Here is a 14,154-nt window from a genome sequence, read left to right on the forward strand (position 1 = left end):
CTCTTGTTTCGGTATCAGGATAAAACGACCATTGGCGGGGAAATATTAAGTGCGTGAGGGATAGAATTTAAAAAAACGTATTTAATATGACTAAAGCTTTTATAAATTAGTTGGTTACGCGCAAAACATTTTTAACCATAGCGCTGCGGGCGTTGGCCTGCCCGCTTAATGCCTGAGATAGCGTGGCAAAATTGTTTGCTGCATTCGCGAGCTTATTGCCTATCTGTGCCGCCGCCTTTTGCGCCGAACCCGCCTGTTTAAAGGTGGCCATCGACTGGAACTGGGCGCGGATTTGCTCCCTGTTTTGCGAAAGCTGCTGGCGCTGCTCGCTGATATGTTGCAGCGTGCGATGAAGCTCATCCATCATAGCGGCAGCTTTGACAGGCTTACTGATGATGTTATTCACACTGTCCAGCAGCTGATGCCCGGCCACTAGCATGACGGGTGTAAACTGCTCCCCCGGAAAACGCCCACCTTCACCACGCACTGTTAAATGCTGACAGATGCGCGCCGCGAATTGCTCATCGGCGGAAAAATTCAGCGGCTGCTCGGCGGACTGACTGACGCGGACCCCCAACCTTCCGAGGCATTGCCCTAACAGGCGTAAAGACTGATGCGGACCAGCATCTTGCGGGAGCCGCACTGCCGCCAACTGATGCCTGGCATCCGCGATAGCGAACACAAGCGTTTCGGGTTGTTGGGAAGATAGCAGGGTATCTGCCGCGGGTAGGGTAAAATCAGTCTGCGGCTGGCCAACCAGAGTGACATTGAGTTGCCTGTCAACCCGATGGCCCGAGAGCACCAGCCTGGCATCCAGCAGGGTCGATAATTCTCCGGCCTGCTTTTTGATTGCCGCGTGCGGCCCGCTTTTTATCGCGTGGCGTAGTTCAACAATCTGATTCTCCGCGCGCGCGAGAAAATCATCCGCCTGCTGGACGGCGGTGATCTGATGATTTAATTCAATATTGTAACGAACCGGGCGGCTGGAGATCAGTGGTGGGTCAGGAAAATCACCCAGCTGTGCCGCACTCTCAGCCAATAATTTACCCACTGCGCGCGACGGCGTGGTAGCTCGCGCCTGAGCCAGCGGAGCCGCCAGCCCGGAAGACTTGGTAGACGTAATTCCAACCTGCATCATTTAGCTCATATAATTAAAGAGGGAAAGCTGGCTTATCTTCATATAGGTCATGCCGCTGGCCTGAATGGACATTTTGTAAAGATTAAGGTCAGTGCTGGCCTGTGCCGGATTGCTGTTGGCCAGCTCGTCCATGGCCTGAGAATTGGAGGTCGCGATATCGGTATGCGCCTCGGCGAGCATGCTCAGCCGATTCTGCCTGCCGCCTAAATCGGTGAAAGTTGCCCCCAGTTTTTTCGACGCCTGCAGCATCATCTCATGGGCGCTCTGTAGCTCGGCCAGGTAGCTGGAAGGCACAATTTTAGAATTTTTCATTTTACTGCTTAACGCGGTCAGCTGATTAAGGACTTCCAAATCACTCCCCGCCTTGGAAAATACGCCGCTCATCAGAGTATTTTCTTTAATGTTAATCCCATTGGCTACTGTGGTTTCACGAGTCTGGTCGTTGCCCTGATAGCGATACTGTTGAGTTTTAGCGTCGAAAACGATCGGCTGTATATCGCTTAACGTACCGCCAAATAGCGCGTGGTTATCCTCATTTTTCTGGTTAAGCGCGGCTATCACAGACTCAATCTTGCCATCGATACTGTGGGCAAAACTGCCCATATCGGCCCGCGAATGGCTGGCATTGGCCGCTGACAGCAAGTCGTCAATAATCGCATCTGTCTGCTGATTAATTGCAGTAACCACCGTTTCTTGCTGTGACAGGCTGGTCTGTAAGCGGCTAATATTGCTTTGAAACTGTTTTAACACGCTGTTTTCACGCTGTAAATTTACCAGCTGCGAACTGGCAATCGGGTCATCCGACGGCAAATTAACCCGTTTGCCCGTTGACTGCTGTTCGATGATTTTGCTGATTTTTCCGCTGTTACGTTCAAAGGAGCGGGTCATGATCGCTGTCAGATACGTGCTACTGACTCTCATAGAAATTCCTTGTTATGCATGGGCTTAGAACAGCGCCAGAAGATCGCTGAAAATACGATTGCCGGTGGCAATTACCTTCATGTTGGCCTGATATTCTTGCTGACAGTCTTGAAGATTGATTGCTTCCTCATCCATGTTGACCCCGCTCAGACCATCACGCTGACTTTCGGCCTGCTGCAAAATATCATCCGCCGCTGTTGATTCGCTTTGGTTCTGACGACTGGTGATACCAATCGCGCTGACCATTGACGCGCAGTTTTCCCCCAAGCTGGCAGGGGTTGCGCCACTCAACGAATACTTTTTGTTTTTCAGTGCGATGAGAGCTAACAGGTTGCCGTCATTGCCCGTTGCGCCCTTTTTATCGGATAACGCGAGCTCAGAGGTTTTGATCTGAGTTATTTGCAGCAAATCGTCAGAACCTTTAGCATTGAATACAAACAGTGGCTTACCGGCATGACCTTGTAAATCAAACCCTTTTGCTAGCTGCTGATTCATCTCCCTGGCCATATTCTCGGCCATATCACTGACGGCGCTCTGCATGGTTTTCAATGTGGTATTTTCGTAATCATTTATCGCGCCCAGTTTTCCACCGCAGGAGAGGCCGATACTGTTTTTTGACTGTGCAAAAGCGAGACTTATTTCCTGCGATCCGTTGGGCAGAGTGCTGACAGAAAGCCTACCGGTGCTGCTGCCGCTGACCAGCGTCTCTCCATTGCTCAACGAGACCTTATAGTTGCCGCGACTGTCTTCCAGCACCTTGACGTCCATGTAGCCGCTGAGTTTTTTCACCAGTTCGTCGCGCTGGTCGCGCATCGTATTCGAGTTGGATCCGGTGGCCTCCAAATCTGCTATCTTGCTGTTATAGCTGGCAATATCCTTGCTTAAAGCATTGACGGTCAATACCGTGTTTTCACGCTGGCTGCGTATGGCAACATGCTGATTTTTAATAAAATCGTTCACGCTATTAAACCGAGTCGCCATTGCCTGCGCTTCGTTGATCACCGCCTGGCGCACGGCGTTGTTGTCTGGCTGAGTAGTGGCTCCATGCAGCGTGGCAAAGAATTTGTCGATCCCCTCGGCCAAACCGGAATTTGAGTTGCCCAACAGCGATTCCATCGGCGTCAAAAAGGTTTGCCCGCTTTTGTAATATTCGCTTTTACTGATGCTGCTGCGCACTTGGCCGGTTAAATACTGGCTGGATATCCGGCGAATTCGCTCTACTTGAACACCTCCTCCGGGACTGAGATGAGCGCTGTCCACAGGACCTACAGCACTCTGGTCGGCATGTTGACGGCTGTAACCGGCCGTCTTGAGGTTGGCGAGATTCATTGCCGTGGTGTTCATTCTTATTTTGGCCGCCTGCGCACCGCTGCAGGCGATTGTCATCATGCTCATCGTTTACCCTTGATCCGGTTTTAATGCGTTAGTGGCTGCATATTGCCTGTTGTCATTCAGCGACCGGCTGCGCCTGAAACTTAAATTGTTGGCGATTATCACGGCTTTTCTCGCTGACCCAACTGCTTGATAAGCAGGTCGGCAATGCCGCTACGATGCTGGGCTGCCAAGGTTTGCGACAGCTTATCGTCATAGAAATCACGCATCATCCGCTGCTGCTTGCTGTTGAAAGGGTCGTCATCGCCCACCAGAGCGTCGGACGCTTTGCGCATTTGCTGGGTCATTGAACGTAGGAACATCGCCTCGAACTGTTCTGAGGCCTGAGCAATATTTTGCGGTTTGGCGGAGCCGCCGAAATCACCTGGAATATAGGCGCGTGACGTGCTGATAGCTGCAACCATTAGATGACCACCAGTTCAGCATCAAGAGCACCGGCTTCATGCAGCGCTTGCAAAATGGCCATCATGTCATCTGGAGATGCACCAAGGCTGTTAATCGTATCAACAATACTTCGCAGGCTGGTGCCCGCGGCAACGGAGATCATTTGTCCCTTACCCTGATTGACCGCAATATTGCTTTGCGGCGTGACCACGGTTTTGCCTTTGCCGAACGCGTTGGGTTGGCTGACATTGCGGGATTCGCTGATATTGACCGTTAGATTTCCATGAGAAACCGCCGCTGCATGCACGACCACGCCTTCACCTATCACCACGGTTCCGGTGCGTGCGTTAAACACCACGCGAGGCTGTACTTTTCCTGAAGTTACCGGCAGATCTTCCAGCATCGACATAAAAGCGACCCGTGCGCCGGGGTCATTTGGCGCATTGACGATGACATTAGTGGCGCTTTGTGCGGTGGCAGTCTGTGCGCCAAAAGCCTGATTGAGAGCGATAGCGACATTATTGGCAGTTTTAAAACTGGGGCTTTTCAGATTGAGGATCACCGTATTATTGCTTTGAAAATCGCTGGCAATTTCCCGCTCCACTGATCCACCATTCGGCACCAGTCCCACAGTCGGAGTATTGACAGTAATGCTCGAGCCGCTTTCTCCCTGCGCCTTGAAGCCGCCGACCACGACATTACCCTGCGCCAGCGCGTAAACCTCGCCGTCTGCGCCGCGTAGTTGAGTCAGCAACAATGTACCGCCGCGCAGGCTTTTTGCATCACCAATCGAAGAGACAGTGATATCGATCGTCTGCCCGCGCGCATACATCGGCGGCAGGGTGGCGCTTATGGCAACGGATGCAACGTTTTTGACCTTCGGGTCCATCTTCGGCGGCAGCTGAACGCCAAACTGGCGTAGCATGTTCATCATCGACTGGCTGGTAAATTTAACCTGATTTTTATCGCCGGTTCCGGCCAGACCGACCACCAGGCTATAGCCTACGAGCTGATTGCCGCGTACTCCCTGAATGTCCACAAGTGAACCCAGCGATTGTGCCAACGAGGCTGGAACGGCCAGCCACAGCCCGATAAAGACAATAAATGCCCGATTCATAATGCTACTCCTGGGATGTCGCTGCGGTTAAATGGGAAAGAAAGGATGGTTGAACAGGCGCATTAGCCAGCCTGCCGAATTCGAATCACTCAACGCGCCACGGCCAGAATAAGAGATGCGAGCGTTGGCGATACGCTGTGAGGAAACGGAGTTGTCGCGCTCGATATCCTCCACGCGGACCAGTCCCGAGACGCGCATATATTCATCACCCTGATTGAGGGTCAGCCATTTTTCACCACGGATCACCAGCACGCCGTTGGGCAGCACCTGATGGACCGCAACGGTTATCGCCCCGCGCAGCATATTTTGCTGCTCAGAGCTGGCATCGCCGTTGAATTTACGATTGCCCGACACCGAGCCGCCGAGCTTGTCCAATGATTTGCCGAAGATCTCCGGCACGCCGATGGATGCATCATTTTTCTTGCCGAAGTGAGTGTTGGCCTGTTTGCTCGATTGGGTGGATTCGTCCAGCTTTACGGTCAGAATGTCGCCGACACGATAGGCGCGGCGGTCCTGAGTCAGCGACCAGTTATAGCCACTTTGAAACAGCCCTCCGCCGCTGTTTGGCGTAAGAGGCTGGAGCAGGTTTTCAGGCGGCGCGAACGCGGCATCGTCTTTATGCACCATCATCGAAGAGCTTTCACAGCCACTCAATGACAAAATAATCAGCCCGCTTAATAATTTGTTTTTCATAGGATCTTTTTATTCATCGCGATGCCGAACCTGACGGATTAACATCGCGCAGATGGCGGATTTACAGCGTTTGTGTAGCAAACTTCAGCATGTCGCCCGCGGCCGAAACCATCTTCGCGTTCATCTCGTAGGCGCGTTGAACGGTGATCATGTCGACCATCTCCTCCACTACCTGAACGTTGGAACCTTCCAGCGATCCCTGTTCGAGCTGTCCAAATGAGTCTTCGCCCGGCACACCTTCGACAGCTTCACCGCTGGCAGCAGTTTCTTTATAGAGGTTGGAGCCGAGAGCCTCCAGACCGCCAGCGTTAACGAAGTTGACTAGCGTAATCTGGCCAACCTCGACCGGGTCTGCCTCTCCACCGACGCTTGCAGTCACTGTGCCGTCTTTGCCGATGTGTAACTCTTTGGTATTCGCCGGAATTTCAATCCGCGGGATCACCGGTAATCCTTCTGCGGTGACCAACGTACCGTCCGGGCTGGACTGAAAGTTTCCGGCACGGGTATAGGCGATATCGCCGTTGGCATTTTCGATCTGAAAAAATCCCTGACCTGAAATTGCCAGGTCCAGGTTGCCTTTGGTGACCTGATTCGAGCCTTGGGTAAACTGCTTTTGGGTGCCAACAACTTTAACGCCGGTACCAAACTGAATACCGGTCGGGGCAATGTGCGCCTGATCCAGCTGGCCGCCGGGAGCGCGCTGATTCTGGTAAAACAAGTCCTGGAAGATGACCCGATCGCGCTTGAAGCCGTTGGTATTAACGTTGGCGAGGTTATTGGAGATGGCACTCATCTTGGCATCTTGTGCCGCTAGCCCGGTTTTGCTTATCCATAACGCAGGATTCATGGGGTCTATCCTTTAAATTCAATGAATTGATTAACTGTTTCGCAGTAAACGATCGCCGGCCTCAGCCAGTTCCTCTGCCACTTTCATCATCTTGATCTGCGCCTCAAACTGGCGAGTCAGGGCAATGCTGGCCGTCATTTCGCTGACTGCAGACACATTGCTGCCTTCAAGATGCCGGGCCTCAAGCTCTACGCCGTCATTGCGTGCGAGGGCGCGCCCGCTTGCCACTAGCCAACCCTGAGCATTTTTGTGCAGACTTTTGGCGGCAATATCTACCAGCTTGATACGGTCGATATCCTGCTCTGCGCTTACGTCGCCATCGGCTGGAATAATGGAAATCGTGCCGTCGCTGCCCACCGAAATATGTTTGTAAGGTGGCAGAATGATGGGGCCGCTATCACCAAGTACCGCCAAACCGCCGATGGTGAGTTCGCCGCTATCGTTCACGTTCATTAAACCATTGCGGGTATAGGCTTCTCCTGCATCGCTGTTAACGGCAATTAGGCCCGCGCCGCGAATAGCGATATCCAGATCGCGACCGGTAACGTCGGCATGACCTTGCGTCAAATCCACCCCGGCATTTTTCTCCTCCACCAGATAACGAGTGTTGTAACCGGCACCCGTTATGCGCTGCGCCTGCGCGCTTTCCAGATCGGCGCGAAATCCTTGAGTATTGACGTTGCTCAGATTATTGGCGTGGATAGCTTGCTGGTCGAGGCTGCGTGTTGCGCCGCTGACAGCGGTATAAATAAGGTGGTCCATTACAGTGCCTGGAACAGCGCGGTCATCATGCTGTTATCTGTACTGATGACTTTGGTGTTAGCCTGATAGCTGCGCTGAGCGGTCATCAGTCCCACAAGTTCGGCGGTTAAATCGACATTTGACTCTTCAAGCATTGATGCCTTGATGCTGCCATATAGACCTGTTCCCGGATTGCCGGTCAGCATTTCTCCCGAGGCGCTGGTCTGCTGCCAGGTCGTGTTGTCCTGCGGGCTAAGGCCGTTGGGATTACGGAAGTTGGCCAGCACAAGCTGCCCCTGCAACAAGCGTTCGCCATTGCTGAAGGTGGCGTAAACCGTGCCGTCTTCATCAATTCTTTGGCCGGTTTTTTGGCCGGTCGGGTATCCGTTGGATTTATCCTGTGTGACGTCAAATGGCGATTGGTACTGACTGGTCCCGGCATAATCCACGGCAAGTGAAATCGCGGCGGCACCCGTCGTCGGGGTAAAGATCGAGTTCAGCATCAGCGGGCCGGTCGGGGTAAGTAATTTACCGCTGCTGTTAAAGGTCAGGCTTTGCGGCGGAGTGCTCGACACTTTACCGTCGGCGACATAGTGAACGTCCCACTTATTGACGCCGGTTTTCACAAAATACTGCGTCAGCTGATGTTTGCCGCCGAGAGAGTCATACACCTCACTGGTGTGTTGCGAATTAAAACTGCTGGCATCGGCAGGGTCGAACGTTTTTGTGGTCGGCACTTTTGCATTGCTGTCCAGATTGGCGGTAAAGCCCAGTGTATCGCTGGCCTTGGCCGGTATCGCGCCGTTGGAGATTTTCAGATCCGTCAAAGCGCCGGTTTGCAATGCGCCTTTGGCATCAACGCCATGCCCCTGCAACAGCATGCCGTTGCTGCTCAGTCTGCCCTGATTATCGAAACCAAAAGTACCTGCGCGTGTCACGGCCGGCGCGCCTGAACTATCGCGAACGATAAAAAATCCTGCGCCATTGATAGCCAGATGCAGCTCGCTGTCAGAAGCCAAAAAGTTGCCTTTACGGGTTATGCTTTGCGCTATTTTACTGACGCCAACACCCATTGGCTGACCGTTGGCATAGAGGGCGGAAAATTGGGTGTGCCCAGACTTGAATCCCACGGTTCCCGCGTTGGCAATATTATTACTGACACTGTTCATCTGCTGAGTCACGGCGTCTAAACCTGAAGTGGCGATACTGAAGCTCACGATAAAATTCCTTGATTAATAGAGAGTTAAAAGCTGTGTGCAGGCTTGCTATGGGCAGGACCAAACTGGGTGATCTGGTTGTAAGGCACATCACCAAGCCCGTTGATATCCAGTAGTATTTGCCCATCAGCCGGGGAGATCCGTACCGTATTAACCGTGCCAGCCAGCTCGATAGTCGGGCTTTTCTCTCCGGTATCGGTCACGATGCTGAGGGTATATTCACCCGCTGGCAGTCCATTTTTTTGCGGATCGAGAGAGAAACCGTTTTGGCCGACCGGCAGTTTTCCAAGCGATATAGTGTGGTCCGTACCTTGCTTATCTTTGAGATGGAGGGTCACAACCGAGGCCGGGTTTTTTAGCGTTATGCGGGCTTCAATTGGCTGATTTTTCAGGTCAACGCTGTCCGATTGCACCATTACCTGCTTACCTACCAGATTGGCGGTGCTCAACGTTTGCAGGTTATCCATCAACGTATTATTGGCGTTCATCAGCTTCGCCACAGTAGTGAGCGATTCGGTTTGTGCCATCTGCGCGAACTGGTTAGCCATCTGATTGCTGTCGGTAGGATTGCTGGGGTCTTGATGAGTCATTTGCTCAAGCATCAGGCGCATAAACATATTTTCCTTGCCCGCGACGCTGTTGCTTTGTGGCACCGCCTCGGCGGCGTAAGGAGTCAATTGCTGGCCGGTGGTACGGTTGTTGACGTTCATTTATCAAGCCTCTCCCAGCTTCAGCAAACTTTGCTGCATGCTTTTCACGTTATTCAGGACTTCGACATTGGTCTCAAAACCGCGCGAAGCAGACATCATGTCGGCCATTTCCTCTACCACGTTGATATCAGGGTAAAAAACGTAGCCTTGCTTGTTGGCCAACGGATGATTTGGCTCATAGCGCTGCACGCTGGCCTGAGTTTCCGTGACGTCGAGAATTTGTACTCTCGCACCGGCAACGGCTTTAAAATCCATCAGCTGACTATTTTGATAAACCGCCGCAAACAGCGGATGGCGTGCCTTGTAAACCGACTGTGCATTGGCTGCCGGGGTTTCAGCATTGGCCATGTTGCTGGCGATAGAATTTAGCCTGACCGTTTGCGCTGTCATGGCTGAGGCAGAAATGCGATAAATATCAGTAAAGGCCATACTTATTTCCCTTCAATGGCTTTCTTTAGCCCGCTAAATTGCAGATTCAAAAAAGCCAAACTTGTCTGATAATCGAGAGTGTTTTTAGCAAACTCAGCCTGCTCAACGTCGAGCGCAACGCTGTTGCCGTCTTTAGACGGTTGATAAGGAACGCGATATTTCAATTGCACTGTTGAAGCCATTCCAAAACTTTGTCTGGCGCGTTGCATTTCCGAAGAAAAATCAATATCTTTTGCCTGGAAGTTAGGTGTGTCTACATTCGCCAAATTTGCCGCTAACAGCTCTGCTCTGGTCAGTCGAAGCTGTAAGGCCGCAGGATGAACGCCTAAGGATTTCTCAAAACTAATACCCATAAAACTTCCCCCCAATTTCCCATCGAACCCTGCGCGGGTATTTCTCCATAGTCCATTCATTTGCAACAACTATGCCAGGATTAAATATCATGATTTTCAATGAGTTAGATTTTTATATGTTCCATAAGCGGAAAGGCGTTTTCCTGCGGAATTTCCGCCTGCGCGCATTAATGCTGTTGGGCTTAATGCTCTCGTCAACGGCCTTTTCCGCCACGATAAGTGCGCGTAAACAGGTCTATGCCGAGGCGATTCAGGCCGCTACCGCAAAAGTTAACGCGCAGGCAAAACTGCAAAAGTGGCAAGATTTCAGCGCGAAATTCAGCGTTTTTATACCTGGTGAGATTGCCCAATATTCGTCCTGCCATTCTGCGCTGGTCGTTGCAATACCGGCCAATGACCGTAGCAGTTTTCAGCGGCTGCGTTATGACATTCGCTGTGAGGATGCTCAGGGCTGGGAGGTGGCGGTGACGATAAAACCTGATGTTTATCTGCCGGTGTGGGTCGCGAAAAAAAATCTTGCGCGCGGGCGTCGAGTGTTGGCGAGTGATATTGAATTAAAAAAGCGCAATATAGCCAATATGAACGGTGGCTATCTAACACAGCCGGAAGATGTGCTGGGCCTGACCCTGAAAAGACGCGCACAGGCTATGCAACCGCTGTCTGCGTCACTGCTTGAACAACCTTTGTTGGTTGAACGCGGTCAGGTCGTGACGATGATTGCCGAAGAACAGGGAATTAGCGCACATACTCTGGGAGAGGCTGCTAAAAAGGGCCATAAGGGCGATATTATCAAAGTCAAAAATCTGGCAAGTCACAAAATGGTCATGGCGCGAATTACCGAGGCGGGCGAAGTAAGAACTCTTGGTTCAGCAGAAGAAAAAGGCGAAGAGTGAAGGGGCAGTAGAGCAAAATAATATTAAAGTTTTGCCGATCGGCTGACGCCTGTAGGCAGTATGAAAAAAAATTTTCGTTCCCTGCGCTGCAGGGTAACGTTGATGCCTTCACCAGGAGAGTGTGATGAAAATTAATCCGCTGAATTTGAGGCCGATAGATTCGACAAGAATTGATAAAAAAGCGCAGCCAAAAGAGGGCGTTAACAACCCTTCTGTTAAAGAGGCAACGCTTTGCGAGACTCTTAAACAGGCCAGAGAAAAGCTAGCGAACATGCCAGAGATAGATACAGAAAGGGTTGCATGCATCAAGGCGGCGATTGCCGACGGCAAGATGGACGTTTGTCTGGATACTCTAGCCGAAAGCTTGCAGCAATTTTACAAAGGCTGAAGCGAATGGATGGCAATGAAGATCTCAAATCTCTGGTAATCGTTCTGAATGAAGATAGAAAAGATTACCTGTTGCTGTCTGAACTACTCAGGCAGCAGAGAGTGCTGCTGATTGAACGGCGTGGGAGGGCGTTGATGGCGATGAATCTCAGGCTAATGGAAATCTATGGGCAGTTAAACGATCGCACGCAACGACGCCTGCAGCTGTTTAGCCTGTTGGGGCTTCCAGCCAGCAGTATAGGTTTTGAAGGAGTATTGCTTCAGGTTGCGCCTCAACATCACATATCGCTCCGTGCGCTATGGCAGCAGCTGGCTCATCACGCTAATAGTTGTAAAATACTTAATGAACGCAATGGCGTTTTGCTTCGAATGCAGCAGGCAATTCTGGCCCCTTTGTTGCAGCAGGAGTCAGAAGAACTTTATTACCGCTGAGTATCGCTGTTTTTTCAGGATCGATCAGAGACAAATAAGCGCCAGAGCATTCAGCAGATTATTCGTTTTATCTCCCAAATCGTGCTTGCCTGGGTTGGTTTCCTGCTGATTTTCGCCTGCCTGATGAAAGGCAGTGAATATTTTAATTACGCTATCCTCATCCATTGCGATATCACTCGATAAAGCTATCGCCAGCAGTGTTTTTAATTCGTAAATATCAGCAAGCAGCTCAAAATAACAGTCCGTTATGCGGTGAGATACGGTCGGACTAAACGGCTGATGATACAAGCAATAAAGCAAATAATTACGCCAGATATGCGAGTGCTTTGCGAAATAGGGCGTGCAACTATCTTGCCAGACAGTTTTTATCTCATCATGGCGTTCGGCAAACTGCGCTGGACTCAATAGGGATAGCTCACTCAAAGCCATCTGTAACGCCATTTTTTGCAATTTTGGTAAAGCAAACGCAAAAGACTTTTTACCCAATGTTTTAAAGGCTTTGGCCTGAATTTCCGGCACTGGGGGTAATAAAATGTACTGCTGCTGTAGTTGACCATTTTCAGCCAGCGCCTGTAAATCTGCTGCCATGTTTAACAGAGCGTCGAGAGATTCGCCGGCCTGAGGATCGAGACTTTCGGCTTTGCTGACCAATATTCCAAGGGCAAACAGGCTTTCTTCAAAACTTGGCTGCGGGGCAATCGCCAGATTAATACACTGCTGATTCAAGGCTTGCTCAAACGCAGTAAACTCTTGTCGGACCTGATTTTCTTCTGTAACCAGACTGCTATCATCCAACATAAAAGCCTGAGGATCGAGCAGGACTGCCCGGCAGGCACTTTCACAGCGCAGAGACACACTTTCACGTTGTTGATTTTTCCAGTGTTGCGTCACCAGCGCCGTTTTTGGAGGCGACTTTTTGCAGCTCAGGCAAGTACAGTATGTTGAAGTCTGCTTGAACTTCACCACATAGTTTGGGGTATAGCGCTTAATCATCGGCATGTTGATTTTCTTCTTCTGAATCTGCGACTCGGGCTTCTTTTCTGAAAAATCGATGGGCTGAATCCAGATATTTTTGCTGTTCTTCATTCCAGAGCGTGGGGCAATAGGCAAAACTCGGGTATAGCGCCAGCCAGGAATCTGTAGCCATCAGGGAAGACCAATATTTATCCAGGCGGTATTCTTCCGTCAGCGAGTTTTCTGATAACAGAGCCAATCCCTGTTGATAATTTTTAAGCAAAGTCGAGTAATACGGCTGGTTGACCGCATAGGCACAGGGCACTTCACCCTGGTTAATTCGAACTACGCGATTTAGGCTGTTTAGTATCGAAATATTTATGTGATCGGCGCCCAGCATCGCGACTTTCCAGTCAATTTGCTGTAGCGCATGAATAAATTTATTCACATCCAACACGGTTTTTTCTTGGCGAATAAATTGAACGTCGTCGCTGAGTAGCAGATAATTTTTCCAGCCTGAGCGCTGGGCCAAAGTGAGAATATCGAGATGGGTCTGGCTTTCGGCAATGGCGTGTACTGAATGCTTATGCAAAGGAAAAACCATGAGTTGACTGGGACTCATGCCCAGTGCGGTCCACTGTTTTTGCAGGTCCAACCCCTTTTCCGGGTCGTCAGATTCGGTAATCACGATGATTTTTTCAAACGCTTGCCAGTTAACCTTTTGCGATACCGGTGCGTGACTCATGCGCCGGTAGTGGGCTAATAACGTTTTGTCGGTCACCCAGTCTTCCAGCGTGAACTCGGCGGGGGTGGCGCTGCCCATCACAAAATCTTTATCGAAGGTATTCGCGCTGTGCGAGATGCATAAAATACTCTTCTCGGGCGCAATTTGTAGTACCGTTTCTGTAAAATCATTGAGAAAACCGCGCTCTTCGCCGAGCATACATTGATCTTCATAGCGATGATTTTTGAGAAACCGCCGATGACAGGCAAAGGTGCCGTTGAGAGCAAAATTGTCGCTAAACTTGACGGTTTTGTAGATCTTGTTCAGGTGGCTGTACCAGATATAAATCTGCCCGGAGGCCGAAAACATCGCCCGGTTTTTCTTCATCTCGTGCAATGTATAGCTGATTTTATCTGCCGGATAATAGTCGTCGTCATCCATACAAATAATGTATTCACCTATCGCCAACTCGTTTAATTTATTGCGTTTTTCACCTAATGCCAGTCGTTTTGGGCTGAAAATATAACGAATATTTTCCCCGCTATCGGCATCTACGAGCTGATCGATCAAATCCTGACTGCTGGTCTCTGAATCATCGAGGATCACCAACTCACGTCGGTGCGCCGGATAATCCTGATACTGAAACATATAAAGCAAATAAGGCAAGAAATGGCGACGATTAAAGCTTGGCGTCACGATGCTGATAAAGGGAAATTTATCGGCACTCAGCGGCGCTTGCTCGCGTTGCCTGTCGATGAGCGTGGTTAGTAGGTTTTTGCCTCCAGCACGCGCCATGGTGGTTTTTTTGTTTTTCACACTCAA

General features: G+C 50.7%; 17 protein-coding genes. 3 read left to right on the forward strand and 14 right to left on the reverse strand.

The features are described 5' to 3' along the window. Nucleotides 1–106 precede the first annotated feature (106 nt). The 12 genes from AB3G37_RS00145 to AB3G37_RS00200 all read right to left on the reverse strand — a co-directional run bounded on the left by AB3G37_RS00145 (nt 107) and on the right by AB3G37_RS00200 (nt 9,942). Nucleotides 107–1,138, reverse strand: a complete 1,032-nt coding sequence (locus AB3G37_RS00145; protein ID WP_369789324.1) for a hypothetical protein — start codon at nt 1,136–1,138, stop codon at nt 107–109. Beyond that, a complete protein-coding gene (locus AB3G37_RS00150) occupies nt 1,139–2,059 on the reverse strand; it encodes a flagellar hook-associated protein 3 (RefSeq protein ID WP_369789325.1) in 921 nt (306 codons plus the stop codon). It lies immediately after the preceding gene. A 24-nt stretch (nt 2,060–2,083) separates the two neighbouring features. Further along, nucleotides 2,084–3,454, reverse strand: a complete 1,371-nt coding sequence (gene flgK / locus AB3G37_RS00155; RefSeq protein ID WP_369789326.1) for a flagellar hook-associated protein FlgK — start codon at nt 3,452–3,454, stop codon at nt 2,084–2,086. 98 nt (nt 3,455–3,552) lie between these two features. Further along, nucleotides 3,553–3,855: a rod-binding protein gene (locus AB3G37_RS00160; RefSeq protein ID WP_369789327.1), complete on the reverse strand. Its 303-nt coding sequence runs from the start codon at nt 3,853–3,855 to the stop codon at nt 3,553–3,555. Then, nucleotides 3,855–4,952, reverse strand: a complete 1,098-nt coding sequence (locus tag AB3G37_RS00165) for a flagellar basal body P-ring protein FlgI (protein WP_369789328.1) — start codon at nt 4,950–4,952, stop codon at nt 3,855–3,857. The genes AB3G37_RS00160 and AB3G37_RS00165 overlap by 1 nt, the downstream gene beginning before the upstream one ends. Nucleotides 4,953–4,979: 27 nt before the next feature. Next, on the reverse strand, nt 4,980–5,645 hold the full coding sequence (flgH, locus tag AB3G37_RS00170) for a flagellar basal body L-ring protein FlgH (RefSeq protein ID WP_009638814.1): 666 nt from the start codon (nt 5,643–5,645) through the stop codon (nt 4,980–4,982). Between the two features lie 61 nt (nt 5,646–5,706). Continuing rightward, nucleotides 5,707–6,492, reverse strand: a complete 786-nt coding sequence (gene flgG / locus AB3G37_RS00175) for a flagellar basal-body rod protein FlgG (protein ID WP_369789329.1) — start codon at nt 6,490–6,492, stop codon at nt 5,707–5,709. Nucleotides 6,493–6,522: 30 nt separating this feature from the next. After that, complete coding sequence (locus AB3G37_RS00180) at nt 6,523–7,254, reverse strand: flagellar basal body rod protein FlgF (protein ID WP_369789330.1); 732 nt, start codon at nt 7,252–7,254, stop codon at nt 6,523–6,525. Then, a complete protein-coding gene (gene flgE / locus AB3G37_RS00185) occupies nt 7,254–8,450 on the reverse strand; it encodes a flagellar hook protein FlgE (RefSeq protein WP_369789331.1) in 1,197 nt (398 codons plus the stop codon). The genes AB3G37_RS00180 and flgE overlap by 1 nt, the downstream gene beginning before the upstream one ends. 26 nt (nt 8,451–8,476) lie before the next feature. Continuing rightward, nucleotides 8,477–9,160 carry a flagellar hook capping FlgD N-terminal domain-containing protein gene (locus AB3G37_RS00190; RefSeq protein ID WP_369789332.1) on the reverse strand — a complete coding sequence of 228 codons (684 nt, stop codon included), beginning with the start codon at nt 9,158–9,160 and terminating at the stop codon, nt 8,477–8,479. Between the two features lie 3 nt (nt 9,161–9,163). Continuing rightward, a complete protein-coding gene (gene flgC / locus AB3G37_RS00195; RefSeq protein WP_369789333.1) occupies nt 9,164–9,589 on the reverse strand; it encodes a flagellar basal body rod protein FlgC in 426 nt (141 codons plus the stop codon). A gap of 2 nt (nt 9,590–9,591) precedes the next feature. Beyond that, on the reverse strand, nt 9,592–9,942 hold the full coding sequence (locus AB3G37_RS00200; protein ID WP_369791029.1) for a flagellar basal body protein: 351 nt from the start codon (nt 9,940–9,942) through the stop codon (nt 9,592–9,594). Between the two features lie 89 nt (nt 9,943–10,031). Here AB3G37_RS00200 and flgA point away from each other — a divergent pair, with 89 nt between their 5' ends. The 3 genes from flgA to flgN all read left to right on the forward strand — a co-directional run bounded on the left by flgA (nt 10,032) and on the right by flgN (nt 11,654). Next, the gene (gene flgA / locus AB3G37_RS00205) at nt 10,032–10,835 is read left to right on the forward strand and encodes a flagellar basal body P-ring formation chaperone FlgA (protein WP_369789334.1); all 804 of its coding nucleotides are present in this window, start codon (nt 10,032–10,034) and stop codon (nt 10,833–10,835) included. A 124-nt stretch (nt 10,836–10,959) separates the two neighbouring features. Then, a complete protein-coding gene (gene flgM / locus AB3G37_RS00210) occupies nt 10,960–11,223 on the forward strand; it encodes a flagellar biosynthesis anti-sigma factor FlgM (RefSeq protein ID WP_369789335.1) in 264 nt (87 codons plus the stop codon). Between the two features lie 5 nt (nt 11,224–11,228). After that, complete coding sequence (flgN, locus tag AB3G37_RS00215) at nt 11,229–11,654, forward strand: flagellar export chaperone FlgN (protein WP_369789336.1); 426 nt, start codon at nt 11,229–11,231, stop codon at nt 11,652–11,654. Between the two features lie 24 nt (nt 11,655–11,678). Here flgN and AB3G37_RS00220 read toward each other — a convergent pair whose 3' ends face one another. Then, entirely contained in the window at nt 11,679–12,653 is a 975-nt protein-coding gene (locus AB3G37_RS00220; RefSeq protein WP_369789337.1) for a hypothetical protein, read from the reverse strand. Continuing rightward, nucleotides 12,640–14,148, reverse strand: a complete 1,509-nt coding sequence (locus AB3G37_RS00225; RefSeq protein ID WP_369789338.1) for a glycosyltransferase family 2 protein — start codon at nt 14,146–14,148, stop codon at nt 12,640–12,642. Before AB3G37_RS00225 ends, AB3G37_RS00220 begins: the two co-directional genes overlap by 14 nt. Between the last annotated feature and the right edge of the window lie 6 nt (nt 14,149–14,154).

Source organism: Rouxiella sp. WC2420, assembly GCF_041200025.1.
GTDB lineage: Bacteria > Pseudomonadota > Gammaproteobacteria > Enterobacterales > Enterobacteriaceae > Rouxiella.

Excerpts from the sequence above, each read along its gene's own strand:
- AB3G37_RS00200 (WP_369791029.1), bottom strand. The coding sequence starts at position 9,942 with ATGGGTATTAGTTTTGAGAAATCCTTAGGCGTTCATCCTGCGGCCTTA.
- AB3G37_RS00145 (WP_369789324.1), bottom strand. The coding sequence starts at position 1,138 with ATGATGCAGGTTGGAATTACGTCTACCAAGTCTTCCGGGCTGGCGGCT.
- AB3G37_RS00165 (WP_369789328.1), bottom strand. The coding sequence starts at position 4,952 with ATGAATCGGGCATTTATTGTCTTTATCGGGCTGTGGCTGGCCGTTCCA.
- flgH (WP_009638814.1), bottom strand. The coding sequence starts at position 5,645 with ATGAAAAACAAATTATTAAGCGGGCTGATTATTTTGTCATTGAGTGGC.
- flgC (WP_369789333.1), bottom strand. The coding sequence starts at position 9,589 with ATGGCCTTTACTGATATTTATCGCATTTCTGCCTCAGCCATGACAGCG.
- AB3G37_RS00190 (WP_369789332.1), bottom strand. The coding sequence starts at position 9,160 with ATGAACGTCAACAACCGTACCACCGGCCAGCAATTGACTCCTTACGCC.
- AB3G37_RS00150 (WP_369789325.1), bottom strand. The coding sequence starts at position 2,059 with ATGAGAGTCAGTAGCACGTATCTGACAGCGATCATGACCCGCTCCTTT.
- AB3G37_RS00220 (WP_369789337.1), bottom strand. The coding sequence starts at position 12,653 with ATGCCGATGATTAAGCGCTATACCCCAAACTATGTGGTGAAGTTCAAG.
- AB3G37_RS00180 (WP_369789330.1), bottom strand. The coding sequence starts at position 7,254 with ATGGACCACCTTATTTATACCGCTGTCAGCGGCGCAACACGCAGCCTC.
- flgG (WP_369789329.1), bottom strand. The coding sequence starts at position 6,492 with ATGAATCCTGCGTTATGGATAAGCAAAACCGGGCTAGCGGCACAAGAT.
- flgK (WP_369789326.1), bottom strand. The coding sequence starts at position 3,454 with ATGAGCATGATGACAATCGCCTGCAGCGGTGCGCAGGCGGCCAAAATA.
- flgA (WP_369789334.1), top strand. The coding sequence starts at position 10,032 with ATGATTTTCAATGAGTTAGATTTTTATATGTTCCATAAGCGGAAAGGC.
- AB3G37_RS00160 (WP_369789327.1), bottom strand. The coding sequence starts at position 3,855 with ATGGTTGCAGCTATCAGCACGTCACGCGCCTATATTCCAGGTGATTTC.
- flgN (WP_369789336.1), top strand. The coding sequence starts at position 11,229 with ATGGATGGCAATGAAGATCTCAAATCTCTGGTAATCGTTCTGAATGAA.
- flgM (WP_369789335.1), top strand. The coding sequence starts at position 10,960 with ATGAAAATTAATCCGCTGAATTTGAGGCCGATAGATTCGACAAGAATT.